The organism is Methylobacterium trifolii (assembly GCF_022179685.1).
Taxonomy (GTDB): domain Bacteria; phylum Pseudomonadota; class Alphaproteobacteria; order Rhizobiales; family Beijerinckiaceae; genus Methylobacterium; species Methylobacterium trifolii.
This window is the reverse complement of the sequence record NZ_BPRB01000209.1, coordinates 1-15,988: the sequence shown is the minus strand read 5'-3', so window position 1 is coordinate 15,988 and position 15,988 is coordinate 1. Positions and strand designations below refer to the sequence as shown.

Genomic DNA, 15,988 nt, shown 5'->3' with positions numbered 1-15,988 from the left:
CGGGGCCGCGGGCGTCGGGCGTCAGAGGGCACCGAGCCTGACGTTGGTCGCCTGAGCTTCGAGCGTCGCCGGAGCCGTGGGCAGCCACCGCACCGCGCCCGGGACGGCAAAGCCGCCCTGGCGCAGGACCTGACCGGCATTCGCCGCGACCCCGCGGGTCCGGTAGGCCTGGGTGATGGTGCCCGGCGCGATGAAGGCATCGCTCACGGCGACCATCGCGGGAACGGGCTGCCAGCGCGCTGCGCCGGCGACCACGAAACCGCCCTGGTTGCGCACCTCGGCCGCGTTCACCGCCACGCGGGGATCGTGGTAGGCCGCACCGATCACCGACGGCATGTCGACGATCCGCGGTGCGGCGTTCGTCGTGGTGACCTCTGCGGCGCTGGCCTGACCGAGCGTGACGAGCGTCAGGGCGAAGGCCGCGGCGAAGGCATTCAGGCGGTTGGACATCGTTTGATCCTCGGGGGTGACGGCGGGTCATCCCGTCGTTCGATGAGGAGGAGATGCGCCGCGTCATCCCATTGTTCAAACAGATGCCATCGATAGCATGAATTGATTACATCAATTGCTTTCGCGGGCTGGATGTCCGGCCCCGTGCGGGTCGGCGGGCAGGTCGCGTTCCATGATGCCCAACCGGCGGAGCGCCCCTTGCCGAGGGTTCGTACTCCGGCTCCATGCAAGCGAACGCCGCTCGATCTGTCGGAAGACTGGCACATGGCCGATATCGTGACGGATGGAACGTCTGTTTTATTGGGCTCGTATTGTGAGGACAGGCCTGCGGGCGGCCTGGTTTCGAAGCCGGCATCGCCGTCGGAGCGAAGTCTGCTTGTGCGCGCATCGGCAGGTCGTTGCCGGGATGGCTCGACGACCCAAGCCCGACGCAGGCCCCCGACCGCGAGCGAGAGACTTCGGACGCACGATCGCGTCGTCGTGGCTCGGAAGGAAACACACCGAACGGCGGCTGTGTTAGGAGGCGGGCATGCCCGCCAAACACGTTCGCCGCATCGCCCTGACGGAAACGCTCGCCCCTCGGATCGACCGCCCGGCGGCCCGGGGTGCGCACGCCTCGGCCTCCGGCCCGATCCGCACGGCCATCCGCATGCCGCGCATGGAGGACCCGGGCAGGGTCGCCGTCCGGCCTGCGTCACCCATGGCGCGGCCGGTGCCCGGCCTGAATCGATGACGACGGAGACGTCGGCCTTCGTCGGCGGCGGCATCATGGGCGCGCTCATGCGCGGCTATGATTGGCCCGGCACCTCCCTCGGTCCTCGGGAACGGTGGCCCCAGTCACTCCTGACCCTCGTGCGGGTCATGCTGAACTCGCGCCAGCCGATGTTCATCGCCTGGGGTGCGGACCGCACTCTGGTCTACAACGACTCCTACGCGCCCATGCTCGGCGAGCGTCACCCCGCAGCCCTCGGCCGCCCGTTCTTCGAAACGTGGCCCGAGGTCCGGGGCGAGGTCGGGTCCATGATGGATCGCGTGTTCGCGGGCGATCCCGTGCACATGGACGACCTGCAGCTCACCCTCCATCGCAACGGCTACCCCGAGGAGACCCACTTCGCCTTCTCCTACACCCCGGTGCCGGGAGACGACGGCACCATCGTCGGCCTGTTCTGCGCCTGTACCGAGACGACCCGCCAGGTGCTCGCCGAGCGCCAAGGCGCTTCCGAACGGCAGCGGCAGCAGGCCCTGCTGCAGCAGATGCCCGGCTTCGTCGCGGTGCTGCGCGGACCGAGCCACGTCTTCGAATACGTCAACGACGCCTACGTCGCGTTCGCGGGCCGCCGGGACTACATCGGGCGAAACGTCCGCGCGGCGTTCCCGGAGCTGGCCGACCAGGGGTTCTACGAACTCCTCGACCAGGTCTATTCGTCGGGCGAGCCGTTCGCGGCGCGCGCCCTGCCGATCCGGTTCGCGGGCGAGGACGGCGACCGCTTCCTCGACTTCCTGTACCAGCCCGTCCGCGACCAGGCGGGCGTCGTCACGGGCATCTTCGTCGGTGGCTACGAGGTCTCGGATCAGATCCGGTCGCAGGCCGCCCTGGCCGAGAGCGAGAGCCGATACCGCACCCTGTTCGAGACCATCGACGTCGGGTTCTGCATCATCGAGATGACCTTCGATGCGGACAGGGCCGTCGACTACCGGATCCTCGAAGCCAATCCCGCCTTCGAACGGCAGACCGGCGCCGACGTGGTCGGCCGATGGGTCAGCGAGTTCGCCCCCGACCTCGAACGCCACTGGTTCGACACGTACGGGCGCGTCGCGCGAACGGGCGAACCCGCCCATTTCGAGAACAAGGCCGACGTGTTCGGCCGCTGGTTCGACGTGCGTGCCCTACGGGTCGGCGACCCGGCCGCGCATCGGGTCGCCGTCTTCTTCAGTGACATCTCCGAGCGCAAGCGCATGGAGGACGCCCTCCAGGTCCTCAACGCGACCCTGGAGCAGCAGGTCCTGGAGCGGACGGCCGAACGCGACCGGCTCTGGACCTTGTCCGAGGACATGCTCGCCCGGGCCGGCTACGACGGGATGATGTCGGCGGTCAGCCCCGCCTGGACCCGGGTGCTCGGCTGGTCCGAGGCCGAACTCCTGTCGCGACCATACGGGACGTTCATGCACCCCGACGACATGGAGCCGACGCTGGCGGGCCTCGCCCGGATGGGGGAGACGCGGCGTCCGGCCCGCTTCGAGAACCGCATCGCCGCGAAGGACGGAGGGTGGAGGCCCATCGAGTGGATGGTCGTGCCCGAGGCCGATGGCGCCAACTTCATCGCCGTCGGTCGCGACCTGACCATCGTCAAGGCGCGGGAGGCCGAGCTCGCCTCCGCCCAGGAGGCCCTGCGGCAGGCCCAGAAGATGGAGGCGGTCGGCCAGCTCACCGGCGGCGTGGCGCATGACTTCAACAACCTGCTGACCGTCATCAAGTCGTCCACCGACCTGCTCATGCGTCCCGGACTGCCGGAAGAGCGCCGCCGGCGCTACGTCGGAGCGATCGCGGACACGGTCGCACGCGCCGCCAAGCTCACGGGTCAGCTCCTCGCCTTCGCACGGCGGCAGGCGCTGAAGCCGGAGGCGTTCGATGCCGGCCGGAGCGTCGCCACCATCAGCGACATGGTGGGGACGCTGACCGGATCGCGCATCAGGATCGTCACGCACATCCCGGACGAGCCCTGCTTCATCAACGCCGACCCGAGCCAGTTCGACACGGCCCTGGTGAACATGGCCGTCAACGCCCGGGACGCCATGGACGGCGAGGGCGCCCTGACGATCACGGTGCACCCCGTCTCGACCATCCCGCCGATCCGCAGCCACCCGGCCGTGTTCGGGGATTTCGTCGCGGTGTGCATCGAGGACACCGGTGTCGGCATCGCCCCCGAGCGGATCGAGCACATCTTCGAGCCGTTCTTCACGACCAAGGGCGTCGGACAAGGGACGGGCCTGGGACTGAGCCAGGTCTTCGGCTTCGCGAAGCAATCCGGAGGCGAGATCCGCGTGCAGAGCACGCTCGGCCAGGGGACGATGTTCGTCCTGTACCTCCCGAGGGTGCAGGCCGCCGCCCACCTCCCGCAGGCCGAGCCCGAGCCCCTCGTCGACGGACATGGCACGTGCGTCCTGGTGGTCGAGGACAACGTCGACGTCGGGACGTTCGCGACCCAGACCCTGGCCGAACTCGGCTACGTCACCGTCTGGACCGCGAATGCCGAGGCGGCGCTGGCAGAGTTGGCCAAGGATGCCGAACGCTTCGACGTGGTGTTCACCGACGTGGTGATGCCGGGCATGAACGGGATCGACCTGGCTCACGAGATCCGCCGGCGGCACCACGACCTGCCGGTTCTGCTGGCCTCCGGCTACAGCCACGTCCTGGCCCAGAACGGCACCTACGGCTTCGAGCTCCTCCACAAGCCGTACTCGGTCGAGGAGCTCTCGCGGCTCCTCCGGAAGGTCGCCACCTGGCAGCGTCGCACGCGCATCCTGGGAACCTAGAGCCGTGGCCCGACCGAGTTGGGTCGGGCCACGGCTCCAGGTCTTTGTTTCGACGCGCACTTTCGCGACGAACCGGTATCCGCTTCGTCGGCGTGCGCTCTAGCCGGACCCGCGACGGGGCCCCGAAGCCTCCGATGCCGGGGTGCCCGAAACGTCGCCGCGCCGGGCCATACGCGCCCGGGCCGCGGGCGGGCGTCGCCTTCCTTTCCCATCTCCCGGAGATATGTCACGGAACGGTCCCGACCTCTGACGCTTGTCGTGACGATGGATTGCATTGCGACGCGCGACGACGAGACCGCACGCCTTCGCGCCCTCGACAGCTACAGGCTGCTGGATACCCCGCGGGAAGACGACTTCGACGAGATCGCGGCGGCCGCCGCCGAGCTGTGCGACGTGCCCATCGGCGTGGTCAACCTGATCGGCGACGGACGCCAGTTCTTCAAGGCCGAGGTCGGCCTGGGCGTGCGCGAGACGCCGCTCGAGTCCTCGTTCTGCCGTCAGGCCCTCCTGCAGGAGGACTTCCTCTACGTGCAGGACGCGACGCGCGACCCGCGCTTCGCGGACAACCCCCTCGTCACCGGCGACCCGGGCCTGCGATTCTACGCCGGCGCCTTGCTGAAGACCTCGGACGGGCATCCCGTCGGTACGGTCTGCGTGCTCGACACCGAGCCGCACGAACTCTCCGAACGTCAGCGCAAGGGGCTGCTGCGCCTGGCCCGCCAGACCATGGCCCAGATGGAGCTGCGCAAGGCGTTGCGGGAGCAGGCCGAGCAGCGGCTGCTGCACGAGCGCATCCTCGACAGTGCCACCGACTACGCCATCGTCGCGACGGACGCCGAGGGAAGCGTCACCCGGTGGAACGTCGGCGCCGAGCGCATCCTGGGGTGGCGTGAGGCCGAGATGCTGGGCCGCCCGGTCGCGGCGTTCTACACGCCCGAGGATCGCGCCATCGACCGGCCGGCGACCGAGATGTCGCTCGCCCTGAGCGAGGGCAGCGCCCCCGACGAACGCTGGCATGTCCGCAAGGACGGCAGCCGCTTCTGGGCCAGCGGCAAGATGATGCCGCTCCGGTCCGATCACGGAGAGGTCGTCGGCTTCGTCAAGATCCTGCGCGACCAGACCGCCCAGCGTGAGACCGGCGCGGCGCTTGAGGCGAGCGAGCTACGCTACCGCTCCCTCGTCGAAGTCAGCCCGCAGATGGTCTGGTTCGGCAACGCCGAGGGCAACGTCACCTACTGCAATGCCTATTGGTACGACTACACGGGCCTGCCCGCGGGCGAGGTCGGCGAGGCCGGTTGGATGGCCGTCATCCATCCCGACCACCGCGATCGGACGCGGCAGGCATGGCTCGCAGCGGCGCGGTCCGGGCAGTCCTACGAGGTCGAGTTTCTCCTGCGCCGGGCCGACGGGGCGTACCGCTGGTTCCTGTCCCGGGCGCATCCGGTGCGGGAGCCGGACGGAACCGTGCGCAGCTGGATCGGCATCTCGCTCGACATCCACGAGCGCAAGGTCGCCGAGGCGCGCTTCCAGGCCCTGACCGAGCTTGCCCCGGCCATCATCTGGTTCGGCAACCCCGACGGCGGCATGAGCTACCTCAACGACCGCTGGTACGCCTACACCGGCCAGACGCCGGAGCAGGCACTGCCGCTCGGCTGGGGCGCGGCGATCCATCCCGACGACCTGCCGGGCCTCCTTCGGGTCTGGGACGAGGCCCGCAGACGGCAGGCGGTCTACGACACCGAGGCCCGCTTCCGACGCGCCGACGGGGTCTATCGCTGGTTCCTGGTCAGGGCAGAGCCGATGCGCGACGGCGGCGGCGCGGTGGTGGGCTGGCTGGGCAGCAACAGCGACATCCACGACCGCAAGGAAGCCGAGGTGGCGCTTCGCAACGCGCAGGAGCAGTTGCGCCTCGCCGTCGAGGCCACCGGGACCGGCGTGTTCGATTACGACCTCGTCACCGACGTCTTGCAGTGGGACGCCCGCACCCGCTCCTTCTTCGGCCTGGGCCTGGATGCACACGTCGACCTCGACGTGTACCTGTCACGCCTGCACCCGGACGACCGCGACCGGGCCGACGCTGCGGTGCGCGCCGCGGTCGATCCGGACGGCAGCGGAACCTACGATATCTGCTACCGCACCGTGTCCCCGGAGGACAGGGTCGAGCGCTGGGTGTCGGCCAGGGGCCAGACCCTGTTCGAGGGCGGGCGGCCCGTGCGCCTGATCGGAACGGCGCGCGACGTCACCGAGAGCCGGCGCGCCGAGGAGGCGCTGCGCGATGCCGAGGAGCGCTACCGCCTGGCGGCGCGAGCGACCAACGACGCGATCTGGGATTGGAACTTCGCCACCGACCACGTCCTGTGGAACGAGGCTCTGTACGAGGCCCATGGCCACGCCCCCGACGCCGTCGAGCCGACCGGCGGCTGGTGGATCGACCACATCCATCCCGACGACCGTCCGCGCATCGACGCCTCGATCCACACGATCATCGACGGGACCGGCACCGCATGGAGCGACGAATACCGCTTCCGGCGCGCGGACGGGTCCTATGCCGACATCCTCGACCGCGGCTACCTCATCCGCGACGCGGACGGGCGCGCCGTCCGCATGATCGGAGCCATGCTCGACATCACGGAGCGCAAGCGGGCCGAGGAACACCAGAGGCTGCTCACGGGCGAGCTCCAGCATCGGGTCAAGAACATCCTCGCCCTCGTCCAGGCGATGGCCAGCCAGACCTTCCGGAACGCCGTCGACCCGGAGGCGGCGCGCGAGGCCTTCTCGTCGCGCCTGGTCTCCCTCGGGCGCGCGCACGACATCCTGACCCAGTCGAACTGGACCCAGGCGCCCATCGCCGATGTCGTGGAGGCCGCTCTCGCCGTGCATCGCGGCGGAACCGGCACGCGCATCCGCGCGAGCGGACCGGGGGTGCATCTCGCCGCGAAGCCGGCCCTCGCGCTGGCGTTGGCGCTGCACGAGCTCGCGACGAACGCCACGAAGTACGGGGCCCTCTCGAACGAGGTCGGCACCGTCGACCTGCGCTGGCACGTCGTGCACGAGGGCGACGCCCCGCGCTTCCAACTGACATGGTCCGAGCAGAACGGCCCGCCCATCCTGACCCAGCCCTCGCGACGGGGCTTCGGCTCCCGCCTGATCGAGCGCAGTTTTGCCGCCGAGGTCGGCGGCGACGTCAGGCTTTCCTACGCACCGACCGGATTGGTCTGCCGCCTGGAAGCGTCCCTGTCGTCCATGCAGGAAGAGAGCGCCGAGGCGGCGGCTTGAAAGGACCGTCCGGTTCGGGAGGCGTGGCGTCGCCCTCGTGGCCACCACGGTCGCCGGCCGGGGCCGGATCCCTCGGGCCGCCAGGGCCGGCGGGCCGACGCGGGCAGGGATACGGACCCGCTCGCTCGACCGTGCGACCGCCCCGATGCTCCGCCTGACCGTCACCACGCCGTGTCGCCGGGAAATCCGTTCGATCGCTGCGCGATGCGGATTTCGGGTTCGCTGGATCGCCGCGCGGGCTTCGATCGGGCTGACCCGGTATCAGAGCGGGACCGCCTCGTTGCCGCGTTCGCCCGTGCGCACCGGCGCGCAGGAGAGAAGGTCGGAATGGTCCGTTCGCGGGGCCTGCGGAAGGCTCGGCGGCTGGTCAAGCGGTCGGACGGGTGGACACGGTATCATCCCGCACGTCCGAAACATTCACCGTGTTCGTCAACGATGGCCCAAGGCCGTGCGTGCTTGAACCGCGGTCGGGCGGCGCGGAAGGCCCCCGGTGCCTGCGGTCCTGCTATGCCTTGACGGGCTACCGCAGGTGCGAAAAAGAACGTCTGCCGAGATGTCGAGAGATTCGGGACAGATCCGTCGATGAGCAAGTTTTACGAGGAGCGCGTCCTGTCGGTCCATCACTGGACGGACACGCTGTTCTCCTTCCGCACGACGCGGGACCCGGCGTTCCGGTTCCGCAACGGCGAGTTCACGATGATCGGCATGGAGGTGGAGGGGCGCCCGCTCCTGCGGGCCTACAGCGTGGTCTCGGCCAACTACGAGGAGGAACTGGAGTTCTTCTCGATCAAGGTCGAGAGCGGCCCCCTGACCTCGAAGCTCCAGCACCTCAAGGTCGGCGACCCGATCATCGTCGGCAAGAAGCCCACCGGCACGCTGGTGCTCGACAACCTGCTGCCGGGCCGCCACCTCTACCTGCTCGGCACGGGCACGGGGCTCGCCCCCTTCCTGTCGATCGTCAAGGACCCGGAGACCTACGAGCGCTTCGAGAAGGTGGTGCTGGTGCACGGCTGCCGGCAGATCCAGGAACTGGCCTACGGCGACACCATCACCCAGGCCCTGCCCAACCACGAGTTCCTGGGCGAGACCATCGCCGCGCAGCTGATCTACTACCCGACCGTGACCCGCGAGCCGTTCCGCAACACCGGGCGCATCACCGACCTGATGGTCTCCGGCAAGCTGTTCGCCGATGTCGGCCTGCCCGAGATGACCATCGAGGACGACCGCTTCATGCTCTGCGGCAGCCCGGAGATGATCCGCGACACCCGCGAACTCCTCACCGGCCGCGGCTACGAGGAGGGCAACCACGGCGAGGCCGGCCACTACGTCATCGAGAAGGCCTTCGTCGAGAAATAGCGCTCACGTCTCGACCAGCCCGGCGCTCGACCCGGAGGCCGCCGAATCCGCCTTGCCGTGCGGCAGGGCGAGGTACGCGGCCGAGCGCATCTCGATGAGCCGCGAGACCGTGCGGTCGAATTCGAACGCCTCCCGGCCCTCCTTCACCGTGTAGAGGTCCGGCGCGTCGGCTGCGGCCGAGGCCACCAGCTTCACGTGCCGGTCGTAGAGGGTGTCGATCAGCGTGATGAAGCGCTTGGCCTCGTTGCGGTTCGTCTCGCCCATCACCGGGATGTCCGAGACGATCAGCGTGTGGAAGCTGCGCGCCAGCGCCATGTAGTCAGAGGCGCCGAGCGGCTGCGCGCAGAGGTCGTCGAAGCCGAAGCGCGCCACCCCGGTCGCCTCCTCAGGCACGATGACGTCGCGGCCGTGGACCCGGATCGTGGCCGGGCGCCCCCTGGCCTTGCCGGTGAGGTTCCTGAAGGCGGCGTCGAGCGCTGCCGCCGCGGCGGCGTCAGCCGGCACGTGGTAGACGGACGCGCCGCCGAGCTTCTCCAGCCGGAAATCCGTGCGGGCATCGAGGCGCATCACCGTGACGCGCGCCTGCAGTTCCGCCACGAAGGGCAGGAACAGGGCCCGGTTGAGGCCGCCCTCGTAGAGCCGGTCCGGCTCGACGTTCGAGGTCGCCACCACCGTGACGCCGCGCTTGAACAGGGCGTCGAACAGGCGGCCGATGATCATCGCGTCGGCGATGTCGGTGACGGTGAACTCGTCGAAGCAGAGCAGCGCCGCCTCGTCGGCGAGCGCGTCGGCCACCGGCTTGATCGGATCGTCGCCCTTGACCTCGCCGCGCTTGAGCGCCTGCCGGTAGGCGTGGATGCGCTCGTGCGCGTCGGCGAGGAAGCCGTGGAAGTGCACGCGGCGCTTCGAGCCGGGGGCGGCATCGAAGAACAGGTCCATGAGCATGGTCTTGCCGCGCCCGACCGAGCCCCAGATGTAGAGGCCCTTCGTCGGCGCACCCGCCTCCTTGCGGCCGAAGAGCCAGCCCAGCGCGCTGCCCTTCGTCGCGCGCCGGCGCCGTTCCAGGTCCTGCACCAGGCGGTCGAGGGCCCGGACCAGGTTGGCCTGCGCCGGGTCGCGCTCGATCGCGCCCGAGGCGATCAGGCCCTCGTAGCGTGCGTGGACGGGGCCGGAGGGAACCGCGCTCGCGAGGGCCTCGGGGGACGGCGACCGGCCGGGACTCGATGTCTGGCTCACGAACCCTGGCCCACGTCCCCGTCGCTCCGTCTTCGGCCTCGGCATTCCGGCTCGCAAGGCCCGTTCCGTCTGCCGCGCGGGTGCCGGTGAAATCAAGCCCGCGTCGAGACGGATCGCGCCCGCCGTTCCATCCGCGGGACGCAGGGCCGCTCGGCGCCGGGCAGGGTAGGGCGTTTTGTTGCATTGCACAATTCGATGCGGAGTGCGACATCGGCTCGGCCTTTGGGGGGGAGACGTCCGGACCCGCGCGCGATGGCGCCGACCACCGGAGACCAAGTATGGCACTGCGAGAAACGACCTTGCCGGGGCACAGCCTCCGGCGCCTCTGGCCGAGCGACCGCGACCGGGTGCTCGCCTATTTCCTGAGGCTCGATCCCGAGACCCGCGCCAACCGCTTCATGGGCAACGTCGGCGAGGCCGGGGTGCGGGCCTATGCCGAACGCTCCGTCGTGGCCGACGGGCTGATGTTCGGCGCGTTCGTGGACGGCGAATTGCGCGGCCTGGGCGAGCTGCGCCCCGCAGGCCCGCATCCGGCGGGCCTCCTCGGCGCGCAGGCGGAGGCCGCCTTCGCGGTCGAATCGGCCTATCGGCGGCGCGGGATCGGGGCCGCCCTGTTCGCGCGCATCGCCCGGGCGGCGCGCCACCGCGGCGTCGGCGACCTGCACGTCCGCTGCTTTGCCCGGAACCGGCCGATGCTGCGGCTCGCGGCCAAGCTCGGTGCGAACCTGCGCGTCGAGAGCGGCGAGACGGAGGGCGCCCTGCATCTGGCCCGACCGACGCCGTTCTCCCTGTGGCACGAGACGATCGCCGAGGCCTTCGACTTCACCCTCTCCGTGGTGCAGCCGCGGGAGCGCGCGCCGACGCCCCACTCAGCCTGACGGGTCGCCGACCAGGGCGAAGGTGAGGAGGTCGACGGAAGCCGCCCCGCCCCGCAGCAACGCGCGCGCGGCGGCGTTCGCGGTGGCGCCCGTTGTCGTGACGTCGTCGACCAGCAGGACGCGCCGGCCCTGGAGGCGGGCGCGCTGCGTGTCCGGCACCCGGAACGCCCCCTGGAGGTTCTCGGCCCGGCCGGCGCGGCTCAGGCCCACCTGCGAGCGCGTTGCCCGGATGCGCGCCAGGGCCCGCGCCTCGAAGGGCAGGCCCGCGGCCCTGGCGATCGGCCGGGCGAGGAGGGCGGCCTGGTTGAAGCGGCGGCGCCACAGGCGCCAGCGATGCAGCGGCACCGCGACGACGCAATCCGCCTCGGCCACCAGTTCGCGCCCGCTTCCCAGCATCATCCGCGCCATGGCGCCGGCGAGATCCAGGCGGTCCTCGTATTTCAGGCGGTGGACGAGGCCGCGGGCCACCTCGTCGTAGAGGGCCACCGCCCGCGCCCGGCCGAAGACCGGCGGGTCGGCGATGGCGCGGGGGGAGAGCAGGGGGCCGATGCCGAGATCGAGGGCGAAGGGCGTGCCGTAGCGCGGGCAGAGGGGCGCCTCGATCAGGCGCATGCCCGACCAGCAGGCCGGGCACAGCGCACCGGAATCGGCGGTGGCGCCGCCGCACCCCGCGCAGGTGGGGGGATAGACGAGGCCGAGGGCGCCCCGCGCCAGTCCGCGCAGGGCGGCGAAGGCGTGAGCGCCCGCCCCCTGCCTCGGCGTCATGCGCGGCCGATCAGCGGCCGACCTGTTGCGGCTGGTTCCGGGCCTGGGCGTTGGCCCGGTGGCGGCCGATGGCGCAGCCGGCGGCCGCGCCCACGAAGCCGTGGTGGCCGGCATAATGCCCGGCGATGCCGCCGACGATGGCGCCCTTGATGCAGCCCTTCGCCTCGGCGCCGCCCGCGGAGGCGAGGACGGCCAGGGCCATGGCGGCCCCGAAGACCATGCGTTTCATGACCCGTTTCTCCTTCATCGGTCCCGGCCCTGCGGCCGGCCGCATCAGGAACGGCGAAGCCGCCGCGGCGTTCCGCCCTCGCGCAAGCGTGATCGATCGTCGCAAATCGCGGGAAATGCCCGGCCCCGCTGGCATCGCACCCTCCGCCGCGCCATCTCCTGCCTCCATGGACCGTCCGCCGCCCCTGTTCGACACCGCGCTCGCGCGCACCCGCCTCGCCCGGGCGAGGGCCGCAGGCTACGCCGACTTCCTCCTGAACACCCTTGCCGAGGATCTGGACGACAGGCTCGCCGCGGTCCTGCGGACCTTCACCTGCGTCCTCGATCTCGCCACCCCGACCGATGCGGCCGCCCGCGTGCTGGCGGCACGCTACCCCGAGGCGACGCGGATTCGGCTGACGCCGCTCGCCGAGCCGGCCTCGGCCTCGCACCTGCGGGTCGCCGGAGACCCGGAGGCGCTGCCCGTGGCGGCGGGAGGCCTCGACCTCGCGGTCTCGCTGCTCGCCCTCCAGGGCGTGAACGACCTGCCCGGCGCCCTGGTGCAGCTGCGCCGCGCCCTCAGGCCGGACGGCCTGCTGCTCGCCTGTCTCCTCGGGGGGCGGAGCCTGACCGAACTGCGCCAGAGCTTCGCCCAGGCCGAGAGCGAACTGGAGGGCGGGGTCAGCCCGCGCGTGGCCCCCTTCACCGCGGTGCGCGAGGTCGGCGGCCTGCTGCAGCGGGCCGGGTTCGGTCTGCCGGTGGCCGACACCGAAACCCTGACCGTGCGCTACGCCGACGCCTTCGGCCTGATGCGCGACCTGCGGGCCATGGGCCTCACGAACACCCTGAGCGAGCGCCGCCGCACGCCTTTGCGGCGGGCGACCCTGATGCGGGTGGCCGAGATCTACGCCGCGCGCTTTTCCGACCCGGACGGGCGGGTGCGCGCCACCTTCGAGATCCTCTGGGTCTCGGGCTGGGTGCCGCACGAGAGCCAGCAGAAACCCCTGCGGCCAGGCAGCGCCAAGGCCCGGCTGGCCGATGCCCTCGGCACGGTCGAACACTCCACGGACGACAGGAGCCCCCGATGAAGATTCCCGGACCCGACCATCCGATCGCCATCGCGCCGCATCCCGGCCGAGTCCGCATCGTCCTCGACGGCGTAGCGGTCGCCGACACCCAGCGCGCCCTGAGCCTCCGGGAGGCCAGCTATCCGGCCGTCCTCTACGTGCCCCGCGCGGACGCGGACCTCACCGCCTTCGTGCGGTCCCAGCGCACCAGCCACTGCCCCTACAAGGGCGATGCCGGCTACTTCGACCTCGTCGTGAACGGCACGCGCCGCCCGGACGCGGTCTGGAGCTACGAGGACCCCTATCCGGCGGTCGCGGCGATCAAGGACCACCTCGCCTTCTATCCCGACCGGGTGGACGCGATCGAGCAAGGCTAGGGCCGCCGCCGAATCGGACGGCCCGTCCTACAGCTTGCACGCCCCGTCCAGAGCCCGGTTCTCGGCCTCGGTGAACAGGCGCGAGCGGATGTGGAAGCGCTTCTCGCGGCCGTTCTCCAGGGAGAACATGCCGCCGCGGCCGGGGACCACGTCGAGCATGATGTGGGTGTGCTTCCAGACCCCGAACTGCGAGCGCGAGATGAAGAAGTCCGCGCCGCCGACCTGGCCGAGATGCACGTCGCCGTCGCCGATGATGAAGTCGCCCACCGGATAGCACATCGGCGAGGAGCCGTCGCAGCAGCCGCCCGACTGGTGGAACATCACCGGCCCGTATTCGGAGCGCAGTTCCGCGATGAGTTCCAGCGCCTTGGGCGTGGCGGTGACGCGCAAGGGGGTGCCGGAGGCGTCGGCCTGCTCGGCGGTGGCGGCCTCGATGGTGGATGCCTCGGTCATCGCGCGTCCTCTCTTCCGTCTGTGTCCGCTTATGTGGGCCGCGGCACCGCGAAACGTAGCGAGCGCGCGGCGTCTTTCGAACGCCTCGCGCGTTGCCCGCCGTACCCATCCCGAACCGTCAGGCCCCCATGCGATCCGGATTCCAGCGTTTCAGCCCCATCCTCCTCGGCCTCGGCCTGATCGGGCTCGCCACCGCGGCGCGCGCCGAGCCGATCCCCGGCGCCACCGGGGGCGCCGGCACGGGGGAGCTCACCGCGCCCGGCTCCGCCGGCCGCATCGGGGCCGGCCCGGCGCCGGGCACGCCCTCGGGCGTCGTCGGCTTCGACGGGCCGCCCGGAGGACCCGCCAACGTCACCGGCGGCGCCGGCGCCCTGCCGCCCGGCGCGCCGGCCACCAACACCGGCGTCCCGCCATCCGGTCCCGGCCTGCGATAGGCAGCGCGAAGGAAAACAAAAAAGCCCCGGCCGTTCTCGGGCCGGGGCAAGATGGTCTCGGGTGGAGCGCTTAGAAGAAGCCGAGCTTCTTGGCCGAGTAGCTGACCAGCATGTTCTTGGTCTGCTGATAGTGGTCGAGCATCATCTTGTGGGTCTCGCGGCCGATGCCGGACTGCTTGTAGCCGCCGAAGGCCGCGTGCGCCGGGTAGGCGTGGTAGCAGTTCGTCCAGACGCGGCCGGCCTGGATCGCCCGGCCGAAGCGGTAGGCGCGGGTGCCGTCGCGGGTCCAGACGCCGGCGCCCAGGCCGTAGAGGGTGTCGTTGGCGATCGAGAGGGCGTCGGCGTCGTCCTTGAAGGTCGCGACCGAGAGCACCGGCCCGAAGATCTCCTCCTGGAAGATCCGCATCTTGTTGTGGCCCTTGAACACCGTGGGCTGCACGTAGAAGCCCTCGGCGAATTCGCCGTCCTTGACGTTGCGGCTGCCGCCCGTGAGCAGCTCGGCGCCCTCCTGCCGGCCGATGTCGATGTAGGAGAGGATCTTCTCCATCTGCTCGCCCGACGCCTGGGCGCCGATCATGGTCGCCGGGTCGAGGGGCGAGCCTTGCGTGATCGCCTCGACGCGCTTGACGGCGCGCTCCATGAAGCGGTCGTAGATCGACTCGTGCACCAGCGCGCGGCTGGGGCAGGTGCAGACCTCGCCCTGGTTGAGGGCGAACATGGTCAGGCCCTCCAGGGCCTTGTCGAAGAAGTCGTCGTCCTCGTTGGCCACGTCCGCGAAGAAGATGTTGGGCGACTTGCCGCCGAGCTCCAGCGTCACCGGGATCAGATTCTGCGAGGCGTATTGCATGATCAGCCGGCCCGTCGTCGTCTCGCCGGTGAAGGCGATCTTGGCGATGCGGGGCGAGGAGGCCAGCGGCTTGCCGGCTTCCAGGCCGAAGCCGTTGACGACGTTGAGGGTGCCCGGCGGCAGCAGGTCGCCGATCAGCTCCATCACCACCAGGATCGAGGCCGGGGTCTGCTCGGCGGGCTTGAGCACGACGCAGTTGCCGGCCGCCAGCGCCGGGGCGAGCTTCCACACCGCCATCAGGATGGGGAAGTTCCACGGGATGATCTGGCCGACGACGCCCAGCGGCTCGTGGAAGTGGTAGGCGACCGTGTCGTGGTCGATCTCGGAGATCGAGCCTTCCTGGGCGCGGATGCAGCCGGCGAAGTAGCGGAAATGGTCGATGGCCAGCGGGATGTCGGCGTTCACCGTCTCGCGGATCGGCTTGCCGTTGTCCCAGGTCTCGGCCAGCGCGATCAGATCGAGGTTGTCCTCCATCCGGTCGGCGATCTTGTTGAGGATGCGGGCGCGCTCGGCCGGCGCCGTGCGGCCCCAGGCATCCTTGGCGGCATGCGCGGCGTCGAGCGCCTTGTCGATGTCCTGGGCGTCGGAGCGGGCGACCTCGCAGATCACCTTGCCGGTGATGGGGGAGGTGTTCTCGAAGTAGCGTCCGTTGGACGGGGCGACCCATTGGCCGCCGATGAAGTTGTCGTAGCGGGCCGAGAAGGGGGATTTCGTCTTGGCGTCGGCCAGGAATTCCGGCTTGTTCATGATGGTCTCCTCCGTGCGGCCTTTGGCTCGCAAGCTTCTCGTCGGCTCGGGCCGCAGCCAATGGCAGATGGCCTGCCAAAGCAAGTTGGACTTTTGGCCATACCGCTCGCGATGCCGGAAGCTTGGGCGTCTCCGCAGCATCGCTGTCAGGCAGTGCTACACCCGATCCACCGCGATAGCGAGGCGCCCGACGGGAGGCGCAAACGCGATCGGGGCCGGCAGCGGGGGGAAATCTCCCCGGCTGCCGGCCCCGATCTGGACTTCTGTCTTGTCCTGCCGCGTCCGGGGACGCTGCCGGCGGATCAGACGGCGATGCGCTCCTCGGCGTCCATCGGCTCGCGCAGCACGTAGCCGCGGCCCC

13 protein-coding genes are annotated in these 15,988 nt (G+C 70.6%); 7 read left to right on the top strand and 6 right to left on the bottom strand.

The window, feature by feature from the left end:
• Positions 1-21: 21 nt before the first annotated feature.
• Entirely contained in the window at positions 22-450 is a 429-nt protein-coding gene (locus COGEMETH_RS18000) for a hypothetical protein (protein WP_238183980.1), read from the bottom strand.
• Positions 451-1,179: 729 nt separating this feature from the next.
• Here COGEMETH_RS18000 and COGEMETH_RS17995 point away from each other — a divergent pair.
• The 3 genes from COGEMETH_RS17995 (at position 1,180) to COGEMETH_RS17985 (ending at position 8,616) form a co-directional block, all read left to right on the top strand.
• A complete protein-coding gene (locus COGEMETH_RS17995; RefSeq protein ID WP_238183979.1) occupies positions 1,180-3,984 on the top strand; it encodes a PAS domain-containing protein in 2,805 nt (934 codons plus the stop codon).
• Positions 3,985-4,248: 264 nt separating this feature from the next.
• Entirely contained in the window at positions 4,249-7,260 is a 3,012-nt protein-coding gene (locus COGEMETH_RS17990) for a PAS domain-containing protein (RefSeq protein ID WP_238183978.1), read from the top strand.
• A gap of 582 nt (positions 7,261-7,842) precedes the next feature.
• Positions 7,843-8,616: a ferredoxin--NADP reductase gene (locus COGEMETH_RS17985; protein ID WP_238183977.1), complete on the top strand. Its 774-nt coding sequence runs from the start codon at positions 7,843-7,845 to the stop codon at positions 8,614-8,616.
• A gap of 3 nt (positions 8,617-8,619) precedes the next feature.
• On the opposite strand, the gene zapE is transcribed toward COGEMETH_RS17985, so the two are convergent.
• Positions 8,620-9,852, bottom strand: coding sequence for a cell division protein ZapE (zapE, locus tag COGEMETH_RS17980; RefSeq protein WP_283215022.1), 1,233 nt, complete (start codon positions 9,850-9,852; stop codon positions 8,620-8,622).
• A gap of 278 nt (positions 9,853-10,130) precedes the next feature.
• Between zapE and COGEMETH_RS17975 the strand changes: the two genes are divergently transcribed.
• Positions 10,131-10,730: a GNAT family N-acetyltransferase gene (locus COGEMETH_RS17975; RefSeq protein WP_238183975.1), complete on the top strand. Its 600-nt coding sequence runs from the start codon at positions 10,131-10,133 to the stop codon at positions 10,728-10,730.
• On the opposite strand, the gene COGEMETH_RS17970 is transcribed toward COGEMETH_RS17975, so the two are convergent.
• Positions 10,722-11,495, bottom strand: coding sequence for a ComF family protein (locus tag COGEMETH_RS17970; RefSeq protein ID WP_238183974.1), 774 nt, complete (start codon positions 11,493-11,495; stop codon positions 10,722-10,724). The two genes, COGEMETH_RS17975 and COGEMETH_RS17970, sit on opposite strands and share 9 nt — an antisense overlap.
• A gap of 10 nt (positions 11,496-11,505) precedes the next feature.
• Positions 11,506-11,724: a hypothetical protein gene (locus COGEMETH_RS17965; RefSeq protein ID WP_238183973.1), complete on the bottom strand. Its 219-nt coding sequence runs from the start codon at positions 11,722-11,724 to the stop codon at positions 11,506-11,508.
• Positions 11,725-11,890: 166 nt separating this feature from the next.
• On the opposite strand from COGEMETH_RS17965, the gene COGEMETH_RS17960 reads away from it, so the two are divergent.
• Together COGEMETH_RS17960 and COGEMETH_RS17955 are read left to right on the top strand one after the other, a co-directional pair.
• The gene (locus COGEMETH_RS17960; protein ID WP_238183972.1) at positions 11,891-12,790 is read left to right on the top strand and encodes a methyltransferase domain-containing protein; all 900 of its coding nucleotides are present in this window, start codon (positions 11,891-11,893) and stop codon (positions 12,788-12,790) included.
• Entirely contained in the window at positions 12,787-13,146 is a 360-nt protein-coding gene (locus tag COGEMETH_RS17955) for a DUF427 domain-containing protein (RefSeq protein ID WP_238183971.1), read from the top strand. Before COGEMETH_RS17960 ends, COGEMETH_RS17955 begins: the two co-directional genes overlap by 4 nt.
• A 27-nt stretch (positions 13,147-13,173) precedes the next feature.
• Here the strand turns inward: COGEMETH_RS17955 and COGEMETH_RS17950 are convergent, their stop codons facing one another.
• Positions 13,174-13,599, bottom strand: a complete 426-nt coding sequence (locus COGEMETH_RS17950; RefSeq protein WP_238183970.1) for a DUF779 domain-containing protein — start codon at positions 13,597-13,599, stop codon at positions 13,174-13,176.
• Between the two features lie 128 nt (positions 13,600-13,727).
• Between COGEMETH_RS17950 and COGEMETH_RS17945 the strand changes: the two genes are divergently transcribed.
• On the top strand, positions 13,728-14,033 hold the full coding sequence (locus COGEMETH_RS17945) for a hypothetical protein (protein WP_238183995.1): 306 nt from the start codon (positions 13,728-13,730) through the stop codon (positions 14,031-14,033).
• Positions 14,034-14,103: 70 nt separating this feature from the next.
• Here the strand turns inward: COGEMETH_RS17945 and adh are convergent, their stop codons facing one another.
• Positions 14,104-15,627 carry an aldehyde dehydrogenase gene (gene adh, locus COGEMETH_RS17940; RefSeq protein WP_238183969.1) on the bottom strand — a complete coding sequence of 508 codons (1,524 nt, stop codon included), beginning with the start codon at positions 15,625-15,627 and terminating at the stop codon, positions 14,104-14,106.
• Positions 15,628-15,988: the final 361 nt, after the last annotated feature.

What these genes read in the sequence shown, in the direction of transcription:
- COGEMETH_RS18000 (WP_238183980.1), bottom strand. Translation starts at nt 450, where the DNA reads ATGTCCAACCGCCTGAATGCCTTCGCCGCGGCCTTCGCCCTGACGCTC.
- COGEMETH_RS17995 (WP_238183979.1), top strand. Translation starts at nt 1,180, where the DNA reads ATGACGACGGAGACGTCGGCCTTCGTCGGCGGCGGCATCATGGGCGCG.
- COGEMETH_RS17990 (WP_238183978.1), top strand. Translation starts at nt 4,249, where the DNA reads ATGGATTGCATTGCGACGCGCGACGACGAGACCGCACGCCTTCGCGCC.
- COGEMETH_RS17985 (WP_238183977.1), top strand. Translation starts at nt 7,843, where the DNA reads ATGAGCAAGTTTTACGAGGAGCGCGTCCTGTCGGTCCATCACTGGACG.
- COGEMETH_RS17975 (WP_238183975.1), top strand. Translation starts at nt 10,131, where the DNA reads ATGGCACTGCGAGAAACGACCTTGCCGGGGCACAGCCTCCGGCGCCTC.
- COGEMETH_RS17970 (WP_238183974.1), bottom strand. Translation starts at nt 11,495, where the DNA reads ATGACGCCGAGGCAGGGGGCGGGCGCTCACGCCTTCGCCGCCCTGCGC.
- COGEMETH_RS17965 (WP_238183973.1), bottom strand. Translation starts at nt 11,724, where the DNA reads ATGAAACGCATGGTCTTCGGGGCCGCCATGGCCCTGGCCGTCCTCGCC.
- COGEMETH_RS17960 (WP_238183972.1), top strand. Translation starts at nt 11,891, where the DNA reads ATGGACCGTCCGCCGCCCCTGTTCGACACCGCGCTCGCGCGCACCCGC.
- COGEMETH_RS17955 (WP_238183971.1), top strand. Translation starts at nt 12,787, where the DNA reads ATGAAGATTCCCGGACCCGACCATCCGATCGCCATCGCGCCGCATCCC.
- COGEMETH_RS17950 (WP_238183970.1), bottom strand. Translation starts at nt 13,599, where the DNA reads ATGACCGAGGCATCCACCATCGAGGCCGCCACCGCCGAGCAGGCCGAC.
- COGEMETH_RS17945 (WP_238183995.1), top strand. Translation starts at nt 13,728, where the DNA reads ATGCGATCCGGATTCCAGCGTTTCAGCCCCATCCTCCTCGGCCTCGGC.
- adh (WP_238183969.1), bottom strand. Translation starts at nt 15,627, where the DNA reads ATGAACAAGCCGGAATTCCTGGCCGACGCCAAGACGAAATCCCCCTTC.